The 18541-nt window shown below is 57.4% G+C and carries 14 protein-coding genes; 6 read left to right on the top strand and 8 right to left on the bottom strand.

Annotated features, from left to right (window positions below; all coding sequences use genetic code 11):
- Positions 1 to 175 precede the first annotated feature (175 nt).
- Together J4D97_RS04105 and J4D97_RS04100 are read left to right on the top strand one after the other, a co-directional pair.
- Complete coding sequence (locus tag J4D97_RS04105) at positions 176 to 808, top strand: TlpA family protein disulfide reductase (RefSeq protein ID WP_208306456.1); 633 nt, start codon at positions 176 to 178, stop codon at positions 806 to 808.
- 218 nt (positions 809 to 1026) lie between these two features.
- On the top strand, positions 1027 to 2250 hold the full coding sequence (locus tag J4D97_RS04100) for a GTP-binding protein (RefSeq protein WP_243900112.1): 1224 nt from the start codon (positions 1027 to 1029) through the stop codon (positions 2248 to 2250).
- A gap of 106 nt (positions 2251 to 2356) precedes the next feature.
- On the opposite strand, the gene J4D97_RS04095 is transcribed toward J4D97_RS04100, so the two are convergent.
- The 5 genes from J4D97_RS04095 to J4D97_RS04075 form a co-directional block, all read right to left on the bottom strand.
- Positions 2357 to 3259 (bottom strand): NAD-dependent epimerase/dehydratase family protein, encoded by a 903-nt coding sequence (locus J4D97_RS04095; RefSeq protein WP_185283764.1) that lies wholly within the window; start codon positions 3257 to 3259, stop codon positions 2357 to 2359.
- A 187-nt stretch (positions 3260 to 3446) separates the two neighbouring features.
- Complete coding sequence (locus J4D97_RS04090; RefSeq protein WP_243900157.1) at positions 3447 to 5495, bottom strand: HelD family protein; 2049 nt, start codon at positions 5493 to 5495, stop codon at positions 3447 to 3449.
- Between the two features lie 136 nt (positions 5496 to 5631).
- Complete coding sequence (locus J4D97_RS23725; RefSeq protein ID WP_208306454.1) at positions 5632 to 8577, bottom strand: leucine--tRNA ligase; 2946 nt, start codon at positions 8575 to 8577, stop codon at positions 5632 to 5634.
- 75 nt (positions 8578 to 8652) lie between these two features.
- Positions 8653 to 9342 carry a spheroidene monooxygenase gene (locus J4D97_RS04080; protein ID WP_243900111.1) on the bottom strand — a complete coding sequence of 230 codons (690 nt, stop codon included), beginning with the start codon at positions 9340 to 9342 and terminating at the stop codon, positions 8653 to 8655.
- Positions 9343 to 9590: 248 nt separating this feature from the next.
- The gene (locus J4D97_RS04075) at positions 9591 to 10106 is read right to left on the bottom strand and encodes a pyridoxamine 5'-phosphate oxidase family protein (RefSeq protein ID WP_185283761.1); all 516 of its coding nucleotides are present in this window, start codon (positions 10104 to 10106) and stop codon (positions 9591 to 9593) included.
- A 143-nt stretch (positions 10107 to 10249) separates the two neighbouring features.
- Between J4D97_RS04075 and J4D97_RS04070 the strand changes: the two genes are divergently transcribed.
- Entirely contained in the window at positions 10250 to 10834 is a 585-nt protein-coding gene (locus J4D97_RS04070; protein ID WP_208306453.1) for an ACP phosphodiesterase, read from the top strand.
- A 173-nt stretch (positions 10835 to 11007) separates the two neighbouring features.
- Here J4D97_RS04070 and J4D97_RS04065 read toward each other — a convergent pair whose 3' ends face one another.
- Positions 11008 to 11523 carry an FKBP-type peptidyl-prolyl cis-trans isomerase gene (locus J4D97_RS04065; protein ID WP_208306452.1) on the bottom strand — a complete coding sequence of 172 codons (516 nt, stop codon included), beginning with the start codon at positions 11521 to 11523 and terminating at the stop codon, positions 11008 to 11010.
- 225 nt (positions 11524 to 11748) lie between these two features.
- Here J4D97_RS04065 and J4D97_RS04060 point away from each other — a divergent pair, with 225 nt between their 5' ends.
- Positions 11749 to 12909 carry an SMP-30/gluconolactonase/LRE family protein gene (locus J4D97_RS04060; protein ID WP_208306451.1) on the top strand — a complete coding sequence of 387 codons (1161 nt, stop codon included), beginning with the start codon at positions 11749 to 11751 and terminating at the stop codon, positions 12907 to 12909.
- Between the two features lie 198 nt (positions 12910 to 13107).
- A complete protein-coding gene (locus J4D97_RS04055) occupies positions 13108 to 14718 on the top strand; it encodes a catalase (protein WP_208306450.1) in 1611 nt (536 codons plus the stop codon).
- Positions 14719 to 14880: 162 nt separating this feature from the next.
- On the opposite strand, the gene J4D97_RS04050 is transcribed toward J4D97_RS04055, so the two are convergent.
- Together J4D97_RS04050 and J4D97_RS04045 are read right to left on the bottom strand one after the other, a co-directional pair.
- Positions 14881 to 16857, bottom strand: a complete 1977-nt coding sequence (locus J4D97_RS04050) for an AAA domain-containing protein (protein WP_208306449.1) — start codon at positions 16855 to 16857, stop codon at positions 14881 to 14883.
- 123 nt (positions 16858 to 16980) lie between these two features.
- Positions 16981 to 17430: a DUF2141 domain-containing protein gene (locus J4D97_RS04045; protein WP_208306448.1), complete on the bottom strand. Its 450-nt coding sequence runs from the start codon at positions 17428 to 17430 to the stop codon at positions 16981 to 16983.
- Positions 17431 to 18006: 576 nt separating this feature from the next.
- Here J4D97_RS04045 and J4D97_RS04040 point away from each other — a divergent pair.
- Positions 18007 to 18537, top strand: a complete 531-nt coding sequence (locus J4D97_RS04040; protein WP_208306447.1) for a (2Fe-2S)-binding protein — start codon at positions 18007 to 18009, stop codon at positions 18535 to 18537.
- The last annotated feature ends 4 nt before the right edge of the window (positions 18538 to 18541 follow it).

The raw sequence follows: 18541 nt of genomic DNA, 5'->3' as shown, positions 1-18541 counted from the left end.
AGCTGTCTGTCGTGTGCAACGATATGTCGAAAAAACAAGAAAGTGTTTTGTAAGCTGCATCATAATGTACATTATGCAGGATTACCCTCTGTTTTAATATGAAACATTGATGCATTAATAGTTTTACTATACATTTGACGTGCGATAGATGAAAGAATTTAGTACAAAAGGCTCTATGAACTTAAGTATTCTGCTTGTGCTGGCCTTGCTGCTGTTTGGCACAGAGGGCTATTCTCAAACCATCTGCTTCGAGAACTACCAGGAGAAAATAGTGGCTCCCTCGCGCAAGGCCTTGGCAACAGCGAAAACCGACAAGGAGCGGGATTCCCTGCGGTTTGCGCCGTCCGACGAATTGAAGCGCCTGGTAGGCTGTGCAATGCCTGACTTCACGGCGCAGGATGTACAAGGCCGGCCACTCAGCAAGCAGGCATTGAATGGTAAGGTAGTGGTCATGAACTTCTGGTTTATTGGCTGTAAGCCTTGCTTGGCCGAGCTGCCGGCTCTGAATGACCTAGTAGAGCAGTATAAAGGCCAGGAAGTAGCGTTTGTGGCCTTCGGAACGGACTCGAAGCAGCGCATCGTCGATGATTTCCTGGTAAAGCAGCCTTTCGAATTTCAGCACGTGGCCAACGGTAAGCGCTACGCCGACACCTTCTTAGCCACGGCGGCTGGCTTTCCCCTGACCCTGGTTTTCGACCAACAGGGCGTGCTGCAATACGTTCACTCGGGCGGCTACATTGATGAGCGCGCCAAAACGGCTATCTACCAGCAAGTGTCGCCGGTGGTGGCCCGGTTGCTCAAGAAATAAAAGCCGGCTTCAGTAGTTTTCCCTGAGAGAAGACATACAGCCCGCCATCCTTATTTGCAACATTGTTGCAAATAAGGATGGCGGGCTGTATGTTTGCTGAACGAAACCGGGTGGCCTTGTGTACCGAACGGCTGCAACACGACGATGCATACCGACCGTTGCGCGAGTGCCCTGGTTTGCTGCTGCCGCTGTTCCATGACCTTTTTCCTCTTTGTTGTATGATGCACTCGCCCCTTTCCGATTCCCTACCCCGCAAGCTTCCCGTTACCGTGCTCAGCGGCTTTCTGGGAGCCGGCAAAACCACGCTGCTCAACCACATCCTGCACAACCGCGCCGGCCTGAAAGTGGCCGTGATTGTGAATGACATGAGCGAGGTGAACGTGGATGCCAACCAGGTAGCCCGCGAGGGTGGCCTCTCGCGCACCGAGGAAAAGCTGGTGGAAATGAGCAATGGCTGCATCTGCTGCACCCTGCGCGAAGACCTGATGCTGGAGGTGGAAAAGCTGGCCCGCGAAAACCGCTTCGACTACCTGCTCATCGAAAGCACGGGCATTTCGGAGCCACTGCCCGTGGCCCAGACCTTCAGCTTTGTGAGCGAAGACGGCACGCTGGACCTGAGCCGCTTCGCGCGCCTCGACACGTTGGTGACGGTGGTCGACGCGCTCAACTTCGCCCGCGACTTCGGCAGCATGGACCGCCTACCCGACCGCCACCTGCACGACGCCGACCCGCACGACCAGCGCACCATTGTGAATCTGCTGACCGAGCAGGTGGAGTTTGCCAACGTACTCGTGCTCAACAAAGCCGACCAGGTGAGCGCGCAGCAGCTAGGTGAGATGACGGCCATTCTGCACAAGCTCAACCCTGCCGCCCGCATTGTATCTGCCTCGTTTGGCAAGGTAGCGCCCGCCGATATTCTCAACACGGGCCTGTTCAACCTGGAAGCAGCCGAGCAGACGATTGGCTGGCAGGAAGAACTAGAGAAAGCCCACCACACGCCCGAAACCGAGGAATATGGCATCCGCTCGTTTGTGTTCCGCGAGGCGCGGCCGTTCCACCCGGTGCGCTTCTGGCAGTATATCAGCGAGCAGTGGCACCCGGGCATCATCCGCAGCAAGGGACTGTTCTGGCTGGCCTCCCGCCCCAACGACGCCCTGAACTGGGGCCAGGCCGGCGGCTCGCTCCGGGCCGAAAGTGCCGGCTACTGGTGGGCCGCCGTGCCCAACCCGGAGCAGCACCCGGTGTTCCAGGAAAACCGCGACGTTATTCTGCAACGCTGGAGCCCGCAGTTTCAGGACCGCCTCAACGAACTGGTTTTTATTGGGCAGGACATGCCCGAGGCACAAATCCGGCAGGAGCTGGAAGGCTGCCTGTGCACCCCCGAAGAAGTGCAGCGCTGGCAGCACGGCGGCGCCTTCCAAGACCCCTGGCCGCAACTGTAGCTCACCATTTCGCTAACCGAATGAAGCCCTACCTCTGCCGCGACTTAGTCTCGCAGTAGGGGTAGGGCTTCATGGCCGTTGTAAGTAGCCAGGAGGCGCGCAAGGTCTACCCTTGCCGCGACTTGGCCTCACGCCAGCTGAACTCGGGTTCGTAACCCAACACACGGCGTGCTTTCTCAATCGAAAGCAGGGTTTCGTGCTCGGCCAACTCTTTCCGCACCGGCACGGTAGGGAAGGTGGTAGCCATCAGCTCGGCCGAGGGCGTGGTCATCACCGTGTCGGCGTTGGCAATGATGAAGGCGTGCATACCAGTGGCCTGCCACTCAATGGCTTTGCGAATGGCTTGGGAGCCGTCGCGGGCGTCAATGTACGACCACATGTTCCACTTGCGCTCTTCGGGGTCGTCGTTGAAAGACGGGAACTTGGCGTAGTCGCTGGGTTCCATCACGTTGGAGAAGCGCAGGCCCACGAGTTTCATATCGGGCGTCTGGTAGCAGAACTGGCGGGCCATGTCCTCCATCAGCACCTTGGCCAGGGCATAGGCGCTCTTGGCGCGCAGAGGGTAGTCCTCGTCTACCGGGGCGTAGGGCGCGGCCTCATCGAACGGCTCCCCAAGCGTGGTTTCGCTGGATGCCCAAATCACCTGATGGATTCCCAGCCGCCGCGCCGCCTCAAAGACGTTGTAAGTACCCATGATGTTGTTCTGAAACAAGTGGGCATCAGGGTATTGCCGGGGGGTAGGGTAGGCCGCCAGGTGCACAATGGCATCGAAAGCCTTCGGGGCCACGCCGGCATGAATTTCATGCCCCACGGAAGACAGCGCGTCCAGCGTCTGGCCAAAGTCGGCTAGGTCGGCAATGATGCCTGGCACGCCCTCGGCAGGCACCGTGTCGACTACAAATACATCGTAGTTGTGGGCTAATAGATCGGCTACGCAGGCCTTGCCCAGTTTGCCGGCACCGCCCGTCACCAGAATGCGCGGGCCCGTCGGTTGTTGTTTCTTGCTCATAAGATGCTATACGGCCAGCACCCAGCCGGCACGTGCCAGCCGTCCGGCCACGGGCGTATACGGAAAAAGCGACTCGTTGGCGCAGTGGGTAGAGATACAAGATTATGTGTCTTATCGTTGCAGTCGTTGCCCGTCATGCTGAGCTTGTCGAAGCATGACGGGCAACGATGAGATTACCTCATGCGCTTCAAGCCGACAATAAGCCGGTAAGCTCTCCGGTATACGTCAGTGTGAGCTGGTGCATGGCCCGGGTGCACGCCACGTAGAGCATCCGCTTATCAACCTCCGTTCTATACTGCCGAGCAGAGGCAAAGGGCACCAACACCGCATCAAACTCAAGCCCTTTTGCCAGGTGCGCCGATGTCAGGATAATACCTTCCCGAAAGGTGGTAGACTCTGGCGTGAGCAGTTGTACATCAGACGCTTGCAGTGCCTGATACACTTCTTCGGCCTGCCGCTGCGTTTTGCAAATGATGCCCAGTGAATGATACCCCGAGCCGTTGAAATCGGTTACTGCCTGCTGAATAGCCGCTAGTTCCTCGCTGTGACTGTTGCAGCGTATCAGTTGTGGCTCCGGACCGTGTCGCTCCAGCGGAATGATATCGGGATTGGGCGTGATGCGCTGCGCAAAGGCGGTAATTTCCAAGGTAGAGCGGTAGCTGCGGTGTAGCTTCATTACCTCGGCCTGTGGAAAAACGCGCTCAATGGTTTCGGCCGAGGAGGCGCTGTACGGATTCACCGTTTGGCTCACGTCGCCCAGAATGGTCTTGCGGCACCGGAACAAGCGCGACAGCACGGCGTACTGCATGGGCGTGTAGTCCTGCATCTCATCTATGAGCAGGTGCTTCACGTGTTCGTAGGCGGGAATGCCTTCCAGGCGCAGGCGGAGGTAGATGAGGGCAAACACATCGGCGTATTCCAGGTGCAGGCGGTGGTGGTCGAGCTTCAGCAACTCGGGGCGGCCCATCCACTGGTAGAAATCCCGGTAGAAGTCCAGCACGTTGTTGAAGCGAAACAAGCGGGGAAGGGCTTCACCAATGATGGATTTCTCCCTACCCGTGAGCTTGCGGCCGGTGGCGTCGCGCACGTAGGTGCGGATATCCTGCGCCACCTGCGCAAAGCGTTTCAGGAGCGGTACTCGGTGGTAGGCCTTAAACTTTTGCTGAATAACCGCGGCGGGCACCACCGTGCTGCCTACCCGCAACTCCCGCGCCGCGAAGTAGTTGTTCTCCACATGAATCAGGTACTGGTTCAGCTTGCTCAGGAACTCAAACGACGATTTGAACTGGATGCGTTCGATGAAGGCGGAGTCGTGCTTGTCCAGCAACGCCGCTACCTGCTCGAAGAACGTCTGGAACGAGTACCGGCTGTCGAGCAGGTCGGCGGCTAGCTCCTCCATGCCCAACTCGGGAATGTGCTCTTCGCCCAACTCGGGCAGCACGTTGGAGATGTAGTCGGCAAAGACCTTGTTGGGCGAGATGATGAGAATGTCCTTGGCCGCAATGGTTTCGCGGTAGCGGTAGAGTAGGAACGCCAACCGGTGCAGGGCAATGGAGGTTTTGCCCGAGCCGGCCACGCCCTGAATAATCATCACCGGCGCGGTTTCGTTGCGAATCACCGCGTTCTGGTCGCGCTGAATGGTGGCTACGATGGTCTTCATTTTGTCATCCGAAGACTTGGCCAGCTCCTGTTGCAGCACGTCGTCGTGGATGTTCACGCCGCTGTCGAGCAGGAATTCCAGGCGACCATCGCGGATTTTGTACTGCCGTTTCCGCTCGATGGTGCCCTGCACTTCGCCCTTGGGGGTAGGGTAGGCGGCGTCGCCCAACTCATAATCGTAGAATAGGGAGGAAATAGGCGCGCGCCAATCGTAGATCAGGTTCTGACGGTGCTGCTCATCAAAGAAAGAATGCACGCCGATGTAGACAGGCTCCCCTGCTTTGCCCTGCGGCGCGAAATCTAATCTTCCAAAATACGGCGACTGGATGAGCTTGAAGAGCTTGCGCTTACGGGACACCGCGGCCTCGCCGGTAAACGCCATGCGGTCGATGGACTGGCCGGCGGCCACCATATCCGCGTCGTCCATGCCCGACTGATGCTCGTGGATGTACTGCTTTTTCTGCCGCAGCTCGCTGGAAAACTGCTTTACGGCCTCATCCACCCGTCGGATGGCCAGCGTCAGCTTTTCCTTGATTTCTTCCAGGTATTCGCGCTCTTCTTGCTCGGTTGCGTTCATCACGGATTGTACTTGCTAAAACGGCCGCAAAGGTGGCCGCAAATTCATCAGAAAAGAAGCCCATCTGAGTGCTCAGATGGGCTTCTGCATGGGTCATTATCTGTAGCTGAGGAGTTCAGCCCCAGGGCGTAAAAACTTACACCACCACGTTCACCATGCGGCCGGGTACGACAATCACCTTCTTGGCAGCTTTGCCATCGCCGAAACGGGCGAGAAAATCAGAGCCAAGCACGGCGTCCTCAATCTCCTTGGCCGTGGCCGTAGCCGGGAATTGCAGCTGCTCGCGCACCTTGCCGTTGATAGCTACTGGGTAATTCACCGAGTCTTCTACCAGGTATTCTTCCTTGAACTCGGGGAAGCTGGCGTAGCTCACACTGCCCGCCTCGTGGCCCAGCTCCTGCCACAGCTCCTCGGCCAAGTGCGGTGCGTAGGGCGACACAATGAGCAGTAGTGGCTCCAGCACGGCGCGCTTGTGGCAGCGCAGGGCCGTCAGCTCGTTCACGCAAATCATAAACGTGCTGACCGACGTGTTGAACGAGAACTTCTCAATGTCTTCCTCAGCTTTGCGAATGGCCTTGTGCAAGGCCTTCAACTCCTGCGGGGTAGGTGCCTCGTCGGTTATGGCCAGGGCGCCATCCTCGGGGTGGAACAGGCGCCACAGCTTCTTCAAGAAGCCTGAGACGCCGCTCATCCCGCTGGTATTCCACGGCTTGAACTGCTCCAAGGGACCCAGGAACATTTCGTAGAGGCGCAGGGCGTCGGCGCCGAACTTGTCAATCAATGAGTCAGGATTGACCACATTGTGCTTTGACTTCGACATTTTCTCAACCTCCCAAGAGCATACAAAGCTGCCGTCAGGTTCGCAGATGTAGCTTGCTCTTGTAAAGTCCGGTCGCCACGCTTTCAATGTGTCTACATTGATTGTATCATTATCAACAAGTGATACATCTACGTGGATAGGAATTACATGAAATTCTGTTTCAGGGCGATAGATAGTTCTGTCTGTGTATTGTTTCTGAAGTGATTCAAAAACTTGATCGATGGCATCATTGACAATCTTTTCATCCTCCAGAGAAAATTTGCCACTTGACATACGGTCACATATGTCTTTTGAGATGAAAACGCTGGGTATATGTAAATCTGGAACTCCCTCATTTGATGAAGTTCCCCAAGCAAGATTGAGATAATACACAAAGTTCGACCGCCCCAGAATCATCCCCTGGTTGATCAGCTTTTGGAACGGTTCACCAGCCGAAACCAAACCCAAATCCTTCAGGAATAGATACCAGAATCGGGAGTAGAGCAAGTGGCCAGTGGCGTGTTCGGCGCCGCCCATATAGAGGTCCACGTTGTGCCAGTAGGCCTCAACCTCTTTACCCACAAAGCGACCCTCATTGGTGGGGTCCATGTAGCGGAGGTAGTACCACGAGGAGCCGGCCCAGCCGGGCATGGTGCTGAGCTCGTACTCGTACTTGCCCTCGTATTTCCAGTCTTTGGCGCGGCCCAGGGGCGGCTCGCCGGTTTCGGTGGGCTTGTACTCGTCGATTTCGGGCAGCACCAGCGGCAGCTCCGACTCGGGTAGGGGGTAGGCAGTGCCGTCCTTGTAGTAAATCGAGATGGGCTCGCCCCAGTAGCGCTGTCGGCCAAAAATGGCGTCGCGGATGCGGTAGTTTACTTTGCCTTTGCCCAGGTTCTTTTCTTCGAGCGCAGCAATGAGCTTGGTGGTGGCATCCTTATACGTGAGGCCGTTGATCAGCTCGGAATTGATGTAGTGACCCTCCTTGGTATTATCAGCTTCTTCGTCAATCTGTTGCGTATCAAGCACCGGCACGATGGCTAGGTCGAAGTGCTTAGCGAAGAGGTAGTCGCGCTGGTCGCCGCTGGGTACGGCCATTACGGCACCGGTACCGTAGCCAGCCAGCACGTAGTCGGCCAGCCAGATGGGCACCTGCTCGCCGCTGATAGGGTTGAGGCAATAGCTGCCCGTAAACACACCTGAAACCGTCTTCACGTCGGCCATCCGGTCGCGCTCCGAGCGGCGCTTGGCCGCATCGATGTAGTCCTGCACCGCTTGCTGCTGCTCGGGGGTAGTCAGCTGAGCAACCAGCTCATGCTCAGGCGCCAGCACTAGGAACGTTACGCCGTAGATGGTATCCACGCGGGTCGTGTACACCTTAATAACCTGATTCTGCGCTTCGGCCAGCGGAAATGCTACCTCAGCCCCAATGGAGCGGCCAATCCAGTTACGCTGCATTTCCTTCACGGCCTCGGGCCAGTCGATGGTATCGAGGCCCTGGAGCAGGCGGTCGGCGTAGGCGGTGATGCGCAGGTTCCACTGCGGCATCAGGCGACGTTCCACGGGGAACCCTCCGCGTTCCGAGAGGCCGTCTTTCACCTCATCGTTGCTGAGCACCGTGCCCAATTGGGGGCACCAGTTCACGTAGGTATCTGACTGATAGGCCAAACGGTAGGGTAGGAGCGCAGCCATGCGCTCCGGCTCCGACTTTGCCTGCCACTGCGCAGCCGTGAAGCGCGGGCGTTCCTCATCGTCGCCTGCGGCCTGAATGCCGGTGGTGCCGTTCTGCTCAAACAGCGCAATCAGTGTATCCACCGATTCGGCGCGGTCGGCCGCGAGGTTGTACCAGCTATTGAACAGCTGAATGAAAATCCACTGCGTCCACTTGTAGTAGCTGGGGTCGGAGGTGCGTACCTCACGCGTCCAGTCGTAGCTGAAACCCAGAGAGTTGAGTTGCCGAATATAGGTCTCGATGTTCTTCTCCGTGGTTAGGGCCGGGTGTTGGCCCGTTTGGATGGCGTATTGCTCGGCGGGTAGGCCAAAGGAGTCGAAACCCATGGGGTGCAGTACGTTGAAGCCCTGCAACCGCTTGTAGCGCGACACGATATCGGAGGCAATGTAGCCCAGCGGGTGCCCCACGTGCAGCCCCGCCCCCGAGGGGTAGGGAAACATGTCCAGTACGTAATAATGCGGCTTATCTGATTGATTTTCAGCCTTGAACGTGTGGTGGTTGTGCCAGAAATTCTGCCACTTCTTTTCGATATCCTGCGGATGATAACCGGGCATGGTAGGTTGGGTTGCTGCTAAGTACTGAGGGGCGAAATTACGGAATTTGGCTGTAGGGGCGCGTGCGACGCGCCCCTACACCGTGCGCCCGTCCCAGGTGCCCTCGCTGCTCAGCACCCGAAACCGCGCAAACAGCTCCTCGCCGTACCACTGCTCCTGGCGCGTCCGCCGAATCACCTTCTTGTGCGTGGCGTCGCGGTAGGCGTACTGCTGCATTGCCCTGGCCGATTCCCACATGCTGAATGTGGCCTGCCGCACAATGGGCAGTTCGCCCAACCCAATAGATGCCACCACGCCGGGCGCATGGGCCACGGCCGCGCTGGTAGGGGCCACGTAGCGCCAGAAGCGCGGCGTTTTGCGCAGGCGAATGGAGGCCCGCGTGAGCACCGCCACAGGTCCGTCCAAATCAGGCATTTCGGTGGTGGCTACGTCAAATGGCTGTACGCCGTCCCACAGGCCGTGGGCTTTCAGCGGTTGCAGGCGGGCAGTCCAGATTTCGGTGCTACGCTCCTGATAGGCCTTCCACTGCGGGTGGGTAGCAAAAAAATCCTCAGCCGCCTCGGCTGATTCCCACGCAGCCATCAGTACGTAACGTTGCAGATTGGGCCAGACTCCAAAGCCGCCATCGGCGCCCGTGCCGGCGAGCTTGAAAAAGCGCAGACCGACCGCACGTTTTAGAGGCGCCTGCGCGGTGCCCATCTGGGCCAGACCCCAACGCGCCGTGCCGGGTTGTAGGGTGATGACGGAAAAGGTAGTGAGGGACAAGGAAGAAGGTGTCTGAACCACGGATTTGCTCGGATTAAACGAATGACGCGGATTTTGTGGATGATTTATACGCGATGAAGCATAACTTCCTGACGATTCCAGTAGAACAGAACGGATCTGCAAAATCCGTGTAATCTGCTCAATCCGAGCGAATCCGTAGTTCAGATTTCTCGCTGCGCTCGGAATGACAAACCAACAAAAAAGGCCGGAATTGCTTCCGGCCTTTCAGCAAATGTCAGCAGGGTAGACTATTTCACGTCTACCTTGGCGTGCTCGTTCACGTCGTCGGAATCGTTTTTCTTGCCGGCTACTACAGCTCGTGCGTAGGCGTAGGCGCGGGAAAGCAGGCCGCTAGGCGTATCCCAGTACTCGCCTTTGTCCACGTCTACTTTCAGAATCATGATGTTGGGGTCGTTCTTACCTTCTGGGAACCAAGCCTTCAGATCTTCCGACCATAGCTCGTCAATTTTGGCTTGGTCGCGGTAGGCGTTGGCACGGCCCGAGACGGATACGTATACGTCGCTGCTTGGGTCGGCGTAGCTCAGGTTTACGTGGCTGTCTTTTTTTACCTCGTATACCTTGGCGTCGTCTTTATCGGTGAAGAAATACAAGGAGCCATCGTCCCCAGGCTTGAGGGTGCCCATGGGGCGGCTACGCAACGACTGGTCGTCTTCGGCAGTCGTTGTGAGCATGGCAATTTTTACGTCTTTGATTTTATCGAATAGCTTCTGAACGTCGTGCAGAACGTGCGTTTCGTGCGACATGGTAGGGGAGTTTAGGTGTCTTGAAAGAATGGTGCGCCACCGTAGCCAGTTGGCCGGGGCGCCCCTTCAGATACGGCCCGGCTTCGGTGCGGGTTGTGCCCGGCGCCACTGCTGCCGCTTTTGCTGTACCTTGCCCTACCCCTATGAACTTCCTGGCTCACCTCTACCTCTCCGACCCCGCCGACCCCGACCTGCTTCTCGGCAACTTCATCGCCGACTCAGTACCTGGCCGCCAACTCGAAGCCTACCCGCCCGGCGTGCAGCGCGGCATCCGCCTGCACCGCCTCATCGACACCTACACCGACCAGCACCCCGTAGTGCGCCGCACCACCGCCCGCTTGCGCGAGGCCGGCTACGGCAAGTACGCCGGCGTGGTCTCCGACGTGTTTTTCGACCATTTCCTGGCCCGAAACTTCCCAGAGTTTTCTGCCGAACCGCTGCTGGACTTCACCCAGCGCGTGTTTGCCCTGCTCCTAGCCCGTCAGGCCGAAATGCCAGCCCGCGTGCAGCAATTCCTACCCTACCTCGTGCGCGACAACTGGCTCCTGCGCTACGCCAATTTCGAAGGGGTAGGGCAGTCGCTGCGGGGCCTGAGCCGCCGCGCCTCTCCCGGCTCCGGTATGGAAACCGCCGTGGCGGAGTTGCAACGCCACTATGCAGCATATGAAGCGGATTTTCGGGAGTTCTGGCCGCAGGTGCGGGCGTATGTGGGAACTGTTAGAAGTTGAATTGATAAGCGAAATAGATGTCATCCTGCGCTTGCGAAGGACCTTCTCACGGCAGAACGACAAGTGTACCAACGACTCATTCAACTGCCAGAAAGTCCTTCGCAAGCTCAGGATGACACACAAAAAAACGGGACCATATGGCCCCGTTTTCATTCTTAATAAATAGCAGAAGATTAATGGTCGTGGTCGCCTTCGCCGTGCACGTGGCCGTGGTCCATTTCCTCGGGGGTAGCGTCGCGCACGTCGGCTACGTTGCCGTCGAAGTGCATCACCATACCGGCGAGGGGGTGGTTGAAGTCCATTTGTACTACCTCGTCGCCAATGCTTACCACTTTGCCTTGCATGTGGTTGCCTTCGTTGTCGGCCATGGGGAGGTAGTTACCTTCTTGCAGCATATCGGCGTCCACCTGGCCGTCGATTTCGAATACCTGTTTCGGAATCTCCACCACGGCCTGCTGGTCGTAGTCGCCGTAGGCTTGCTCAGGGGTGAGCGAGAAGCTGAACGAGTCGCCGGACTGCTTGCCGCTGAGCTGGTTTTCGAATTCTTCGGGTAGGCCGCTCATACCGAACAGGAACACCATCGGCGCATCCACCTCGGCCGATTCTACTAGGCGCTTTTCGCCGTTTTCGTCGGTTACGCTCAGGTTATAGGTGATAGAAACGACTTTCTGGGGGCTGATCTGGGTCATAGCAAGTGGGGTTGGGAGAGAAGAGTTACTCCTGCTAGTTACGGAAATGACCCGAAAACGTCGGTGATTAGCAGCAAATAGGCGTGGTATAAGCCGGGAGTAAGATTTTGGCATTGGGCTAACGGCCTTACATGCCCTGCGTTAAGAAACACATTTCGCAACGGATATGGTCCTGACTTTTTGCACGGCCACACCGCTAATTCTTTCGCTTTTCCCCTCCTCACGATGAAACCTACCACACTATCGGTGCTGCTACTAAGCGGCGCTTGGTTGGCGGCATGCCAGTCCGGCACTACCACCAACGAAACCACCGCTACCACGGCCGCCGACTCTACCGCCACGGCCGCTGCCCCCGCCGCCGACACAATGGGTGTGCCCGCGGGTACCATCCCCACGGTGGGAAACCCCCAGTTGCTCTTTACGCTGCCCAACGAGCACAACACGCCCGATGGCCTAGCCCTGAGTCCCGATGGGCGTACGCTGCTGCTGTCGGTGCCTAACCTGGCCAACAACAGCTACCCGGCCACTATTCTGGAAATCACCGGCAATTCCTATAAGCCATTCGCTACCAACCTGCCCGTGGAGCCGACCACTAAAAAAGCCGCGCCAATGGACCTGGCGTACGGGCCCGATGGCAACGTGTACTACGCAGAGAATCAGTACGAAAACAGCAAAAAGTACGTGTCGCGGCTGATGCGTATCAATATGAAAAACGGGCGGCCCGGCACGATTGAAACCGCTGTCGACAGCTTCCGGCTGGCGAATGGGATAGTCTGGAAAGGCAACACGCTCTATGTAACCGACAGCCAGTGGGACATGCCCGACAACGACAAGGGTAGCGCGGTGATGATGTTCACCCTCAATGAGTTGAAAAAAGGGCTGATTCACCTCAAACCCAAAACCAAGGACCCGCACGTGCTGGCTATGTTCACGACCACCGTGAACGAAACCGGCGTCGACAACGGTGCCGACGGTATCGATTACGATAGCCAGGGCAACCTGTACACTGGCTCGTTTGGCGACGGCACGTTCTACAAGATGACGCTCAAGCCCGACGGCACGCTGGCCCAGCAGGAAGCCCTACCCCTGAAAGGCGACAAAATCACCTGCATCGACGGTTTCATTATTGACCGCAAGACGGATAAAGCCTACATCACGGGCGCCCGGCAGAACGCTATTTTTGTCATCGACCTGAAAACTAACAACGTGACCACGCTGGCCCAAAACCCCGACACCGACGGCGCCGGCGGCAAAATCGACCAGCCGGCGGAGGTGCTGCTCAAAGGCAACCGCCTGTACATCTCCAACTACGACAACCCGGTGAAGCACTTCGTAAACACCAAATCCGACGCCCCGCATACGGAATCGTATATCGATCTGCCGTAGCCTAGTAGGAGTCGATATTGCTTGCGTCCTCTGCCCGTTAGGGTGGGGGACGTTTTTTTTAACAAAAGAAATTAGGAAATCAACGTTGCGCAACGCCGTTTCTGCGTAGACAAGCTCAACCGGAAGTAAGTCGCGTCTGCTGCCTACCCACTAAGCGGCTGCTAACGCACGCATTGCCTACTTAACCTTTTCAATACCATGGCCAAAAGCCCACCGAAGTTCGACACCCCCAATACGCCCCAACCCGCTGACTTGAGCAACGGTCAGCACATCACCACCGACGCCGGCCGCCCGGTCAGCGACATTCAGAACTCCATCACGGCCGGCCGGCGCGGGCCGGTGTTGCAGGAAGATTACATTGCCTTCGAGCGCCTGGCGCACTTCAACCGCGAGCGGATTCCCGAGCGCGTGGTGCACGCCAAGGGGGTAGGGGCTTTCGGTACCTTCACCGTGACGCATGACATCACGAAGTACACCCGCGCCAAGCTGTTCAGCAAAGTGGGCAATACCTGCGAGATGCTGACGCGCTTTAGCACGGTGGCCGGCGAACGGGGCTCGGCCGATACCAACCGCGACCCACGCGGCTTTGCGCTGAAGTTCTACACGGAGGGCGGCAACTGGGACTTGGTAGGCAACAACACGCCGGTGTTTTTTGTGAAGGATGGCCTGAAGTTTCCCGACTTCATCCACTCGCAGAAGCGCGACCCACGCACCAACATGCGCAGCAAAACCATGATGTGGGACTTTTGGAGCCTGATGCCGGAAAGCCTGCATCAAGTGCTGATTCTGATGAGTGACCGGGGCACGCCCTACGGCATCCGCCACATGCACGGCTACTCGTCGCACACGTTCTCGATGTTCAACGCCGATAACGTGCGTACGTGGGTGAAATTTCACTTCCTGACCCAGCAGGGCATCAAGAACTTCACCGACGCCGAAGCCATCGAAATGGCCGGCCTCGACCCCGATTTCTCGGCCAACGACCTCTCCGACGCCATCACGCAGGGTAATTTCCCGAAGTGGAAGATGTTCATCCAAACCATGCCCGACGAGCAGGCCGCTACCTACAAGTGGAACTCGTTTGACGTGACCAAGGTGTGGCCCCACGCCGATTTTCCGTTGCAGGAGGTAGGGGTGATGGAGCTGAACCGCATCCCCGAGAACTACCACGCCTTTGTGGAGCAGGCCGCCTACTCACCCTCCAACGTGGTAGACGGTATCAGCTTCTCGCCGGATAAGATGCTGCAAACCCGCCTGTTGAGCTACGCCGACGCGCATCGTTACCGCGTGGGCGTGAACTACGAGTTTCTACCCGCCAACGCGCCCAAGGTAGCCAGCCACAACAACTACCACCGCGACGGGGCCATGGCACTGGGTAATAACGGCGGCTCCGGCCCCAACTACTTCCCCAACTCCTTCAACGGCCCTACTGAGGACAAGAGCGTGCAGGAGTTTGCCTACCCGGTAGAGACCACCGAAGTGCGTCGCTACGACCGCAACGCCCCCGGCGACGACGACCACTACACCCAGCCCGGCGACCTGTTCCGCCTGATGACGGAAAAGGCCCAGGACGACACCATCAAGAACATCGTGGCCCACATGGACGGCATCGAAGGCCCCAAACGTAAAGAAATCATCGAGCGCCAGTTGAAACTGTGGTTCAAGGTAGACGAGAAGCTAGGCAAAGGCGTATCGGCCGGCCTGGGCGTGCAAGTGGAAGGCCACGAACTAAACGGCCAAATGAAGCCGCTTCATGCTAAGTATGCTCCGCCGAAGCCGGTGGATAAGATGCCCCACGGGGCGGCGTAAGTACCCCACCCCCTAGCCCCCTCCCCTCCGGGAGAGGGGGAACTAGCTCTGAAAAAACTAGCCCCTACCTCAATAATGAAGTAGGGGCTAGTTTTTTTTAGAGCTAAAGCTAAAAGTTAGTTCCCCCTCTCCCGGAGGGGAGGGGGCTAGGGGGTGGGGTGCCTACTGCATCTCCCACGCCGTGCGGTACGCCCCAATCAGCTCCGTGTAGTCCAGAAAGGCCTTATAGAACGGATGCGACCCAAGCGTACTGGAGTCACCCACGATGAGCAGCTTCTTGCGGGCGCGGGTCATGCCCACGTTCATGCGGCGGATGTCGGAGAGGAAACCGATGTCGCCCTGGCTGTTGCTGCGCGTCATGGTGATGCAGATGATGTCGCGCTCCTGGCCTTGGAAGGAATCTACGGTGCCGATGCTGAGCAGGCGGTGCGTGAGCATCTCGGCTAGCTCAGGCAGATCTTCCACCGCGTCTTTCAGGTAGTTGATCTGGGCACGGTAGGGCGCAATCACGCCCACCGTTAGCAAGTCCTCCTGGTGTTCTTCGGGTGCGTACACGGCTAGTAGTTCCGATAAGCGCTTGAGCAACAAGTCAGCTTCTTCTGGATTCGCCACCGAGCGACTTTCGGCAATGCCCAGCTCCAGGAAGCCGAAGCCGGCCGTATCCAGAAATTCCACGGCCACGTCGGGCGCAAAGCGCAGGTCGTAGGCCGAGAGGTCGGCGTGGGCTACGGTGTCGTGGGCAATCAGCTTGCCGTCGTAGAACTGCTCCGAGCTGAACTCCATAATCAGCTCGTGCATGCGGTACTGTACCGTCAGCATGCGGGCCGTGTCGGGCTGGCGCTTGATGCACTTTTCGAACAGCGTTTCGCGCAGGGCGCCGGCCTTTTCGCTTTTTACGGTAGGGGGTAGTTGCTGATGGTCGCCGGCCAGCACCACGCGGTTGGCCTTGCCAATGGGAATCCAGCAGCCCGGCTCTAGCGCCTGCGCGGCCTCGTCGATAAACACCGTTTCGTAGGTGAGGTGGCGAATGGCGCGGTTGCTGGCGCCCACCAGCGTGCAGGTAATCACCTGCACCTGCTCCAGCAAATCCTCCGTGATGTAGCGCTCCAACTGGTCCGACTCCTGCAACAAGTCGTGGGCTTGCTGCTTGAGCACGCGGCGCTGCTCACGCTCCTCCCAGCCAAAATGGCGCTTAAACTTGCCGGCCATTTCGCGGTACTGCTCCGCCGTCTGCCGCATCGATTTCAGTTCCGGATAGCTCTTATGCGCCATAATTTGCGCATCCAGCGTGTGCTGCAACAGCAAATCCGACACCCGCGAAGGGTTGCCCATCCGAATCACATTCACGCCGCGCTCAGCTAGCTTTTCGGTCAGCAAGTCTACAGCCGTATTGCTGGGCGCGCACACCAGCACCCGCCGCTCGCGCCGGATGGTTTCCAGAATGGCTTGTACTAGCGTGGTGGTTTTGCCGGTGCCGGGCGGTCCGTGAATGATGGCTACATCCTGGGCCGCCAGCACGTGGCGCACGGCCGCGAGCTGGGAGTCATTCAGGGGCGAAGGGTAGTAGGGCTGCACCTCGCTATCGGGGCGGAAGCGGGCGGGGCGGGCGCCCAACAGTACGTCACGCAGCTCGGCCAGGCGCGATTCGTAAGCGCCCATCACCTTGCCCAGCGCGTACTCCATCTCGCGGTAGCTCACCTCGTCAAAGGTGAGGTCTACGCCCAATTTGCCATCGTCCACCCAGTCGGGTAGGTCTTCCTTATTGGTGGCGAGAAGGATTTTATTGCGCTTTACGCTGGTAATGACTCCGTTGAGGGTAGGGCGGTCGGAGCCGGCGCGGTTGGGAATGTTGCCGAACAGCGCAGCATTCTTCCCTACCTGAAACAGGTGCAGGCCGTTTTGGCCCGCCGGGCGCTCCAGCTCCAGCACCAGCTTGCCGCCGAAGCCAATATCTTCCTGGGTAATCTTCACGGGGTACCACGTCAGGCCGCGCTGCTGGCGCTCGGCAATGGTGGTTTTGGCGCTTTTGATCTTGAACTGCTCCAGGTCTTCCTGCTGCTCTAGCTTCAGCAAAGCCTGGGTGTGGCGCAATTCTTTCTCGAGGGCGTAAGGGTCTGTATAAATAGGTTGTTCAGCCAACAGGGTAGGAGATTAAGTATTCCGTTGCTAACAACGAAAACGGAAAATTGGTGGCCGAAGGTCGGAATTATGCGCTGTAGTTGCAGCCAACCGTACGTAGCCTTACCGGAAGGGTAGGGCACACTACTTCTCCAACCGAATGGCTACGGTCTGGCTTTCACCCTCAGCTACAAACATGCATTCCTCAAAATCGGGAGCTTTGAAGCGGGGGCGCACGTTGTTGGAAAACGCGTACGGCTCGGTGGGAATACCCAAAAAGTTGCGGTCCATTTTGCCGTTGTCGTTCACGTCCTGCGACAAGGCAATGGCCCATTCGCCCGGTTCTAGCTCTACCTGAAACTGTACGGTGTTTTGCTGCTGGGGCACTATTTTCTTATGCAAAGCAGCCTTACCCGATTTCAGGAACGACTCAGAGGAATTGTAAAAGTTGAGTGTGATAGTGGAGGTAGGTGAGACCAAGTTGGTAATGACTACCGTCACCGGCACCGTATCCTGCTGGATGGGGGCGTGCGTGGGAAAAAGCAGGCCCGTTGCTAAGCTGATTTTCAATAGTATAGATGCAGATAAGTTCATGGGCGTGTTGGTGGTGCTGACGTTGCGTTGTAGGCAATGTTCAGAAAAGGGAACCCGCGTGGGACTATGCGCCTAATTGGAGTTCAGTACTGAAAGCGTTGTGTTTCTGTATCATACGCAGCCGGCTGATACGCTGTTTTTTCAACGTAGCACAACGGCGATAAATACTCGGCAGAGTATAAACGAAATAGTGCTGTAAAATTTTGGCTGGCGTTGTCTGCGGCAAGGATGTGAGGAAGCTTATAGATGGCATAGCAAGTAATAACCTTAAGACGCTAACTACTACCTTATTAAATCAGCTGTTGAGGTTGAAACAAGGTTGTGTGCGGTTGTATATAACGGTGTATCAAGATGATACGCAGCTCTTTATAGAATCAGTCTAGTTAACAAAGCTAAAATAATTGGCGTAGGCAGAGAATCCAAAACCACGCGCATGCCTGGAACCTGGTAGACATGGTAGCTTTTGCCATGCTCTTCAAAGTATGCAAGGAGGTAGGAAAACGTATAGAATACTTCCTCTTTCCGGCCTCGGCGTAGACGTGCACTTCTATCCACTCACCTAAAACCTATTGCTCTATGAGCACGAAAGTAACTCAAGAACCCGTCGGGGATGTGGCGGTGGCCCTACCGCCACTCGAGCAAATCACCCTGACCATCAACGGCGTGACCAAGCGCCTGCAAGTTGCGCCCTGGACTTCGCTGCTTGATTTGCTGCGCGAATACCTGGACCTGACCGGCACCAAAAAAGGCTGCGACCATGGACAGTGCGGCGCCTGCACGGTGCTCGTAGATGGCACCCGCATCAACTCCTGCCTTACCCTGGCCGTGATGAAAGACGGCTCCGAAATCACGACGGTAGAGGGTCTGTCCAAGGGCGACGAGCTGCACCCCGTGCAGGAAGCCTTTATTGAGCACGACGCTTTCCAGTGCGGCTACTGCACACCAGGGCAAATCTGCTCGGCAGTGGGTCTTATCAACGAAGGCAAAGCCAAAACGGCCGATGACATCCGGGAGCTGATGAGCGGTAATATCTGCCGTTGCGGCGCCTACGTAGGCATTGTAGCCGCCGTAGAAGAAGCTCTGCACAAGTGCCAACCCAACCAGTAATCCT

Source organism: Hymenobacter defluvii (assembly GCF_017589435.1).
GTDB classification, from domain to species: domain Bacteria; phylum Bacteroidota; class Bacteroidia; order Cytophagales; family Hymenobacteraceae; genus Hymenobacter; species Hymenobacter profundi.
The sequence above is the reverse complement of the archived record's forward strand: the minus strand, read 5'-3'. Positions and strand labels throughout refer to the sequence as shown.

Bases quoted from the DNA above. Each gene is read 5' to 3' on its own strand.
- J4D97_RS04070 (WP_208306453.1), top strand. From the start codon at position 10,250: ATGAACTTCCTGGCTCACCTCTACCTCTCCGACCCCGCCGACCCCGAC.
- J4D97_RS04100 (WP_243900112.1), top strand. From the start codon at position 1,027: ATGATGCACTCGCCCCTTTCCGATTCCCTACCCCGCAAGCTTCCCGTT.
- J4D97_RS04055 (WP_208306450.1), top strand. From the start codon at position 13,108: ATGGCCAAAAGCCCACCGAAGTTCGACACCCCCAATACGCCCCAACCC.
- J4D97_RS04105 (WP_208306456.1), top strand. From the start codon at position 176: ATGAACTTAAGTATTCTGCTTGTGCTGGCCTTGCTGCTGTTTGGCACA.
- J4D97_RS04075 (WP_185283761.1), bottom strand. From the start codon at position 10,106: ATGTCGCACGAAACGCACGTTCTGCACGACGTTCAGAAGCTATTCGAT.
- J4D97_RS23725 (WP_208306454.1), bottom strand. From the start codon at position 8,577: ATGCCCGGTTATCATCCGCAGGATATCGAAAAGAAGTGGCAGAATTTC.
- J4D97_RS04095 (WP_185283764.1), bottom strand. From the start codon at position 3,259: ATGAGCAAGAAACAACAACCGACGGGCCCGCGCATTCTGGTGACGGGC.
- J4D97_RS04040 (WP_208306447.1), top strand. From the start codon at position 18,007: ATGAGCACGAAAGTAACTCAAGAACCCGTCGGGGATGTGGCGGTGGCC.
- J4D97_RS04090 (WP_243900157.1), bottom strand. From the start codon at position 5,495: ATGAACGCAACCGAGCAAGAAGAGCGCGAATACCTGGAAGAAATCAAG.
- J4D97_RS04045 (WP_208306448.1), bottom strand. From the start codon at position 17,430: ATGAACTTATCTGCATCTATACTATTGAAAATCAGCTTAGCAACGGGC.
- J4D97_RS04060 (WP_208306451.1), top strand. From the start codon at position 11,749: ATGAAACCTACCACACTATCGGTGCTGCTACTAAGCGGCGCTTGGTTG.
- J4D97_RS04065 (WP_208306452.1), bottom strand. From the start codon at position 11,523: ATGACCCAGATCAGCCCCCAGAAAGTCGTTTCTATCACCTATAACCTG.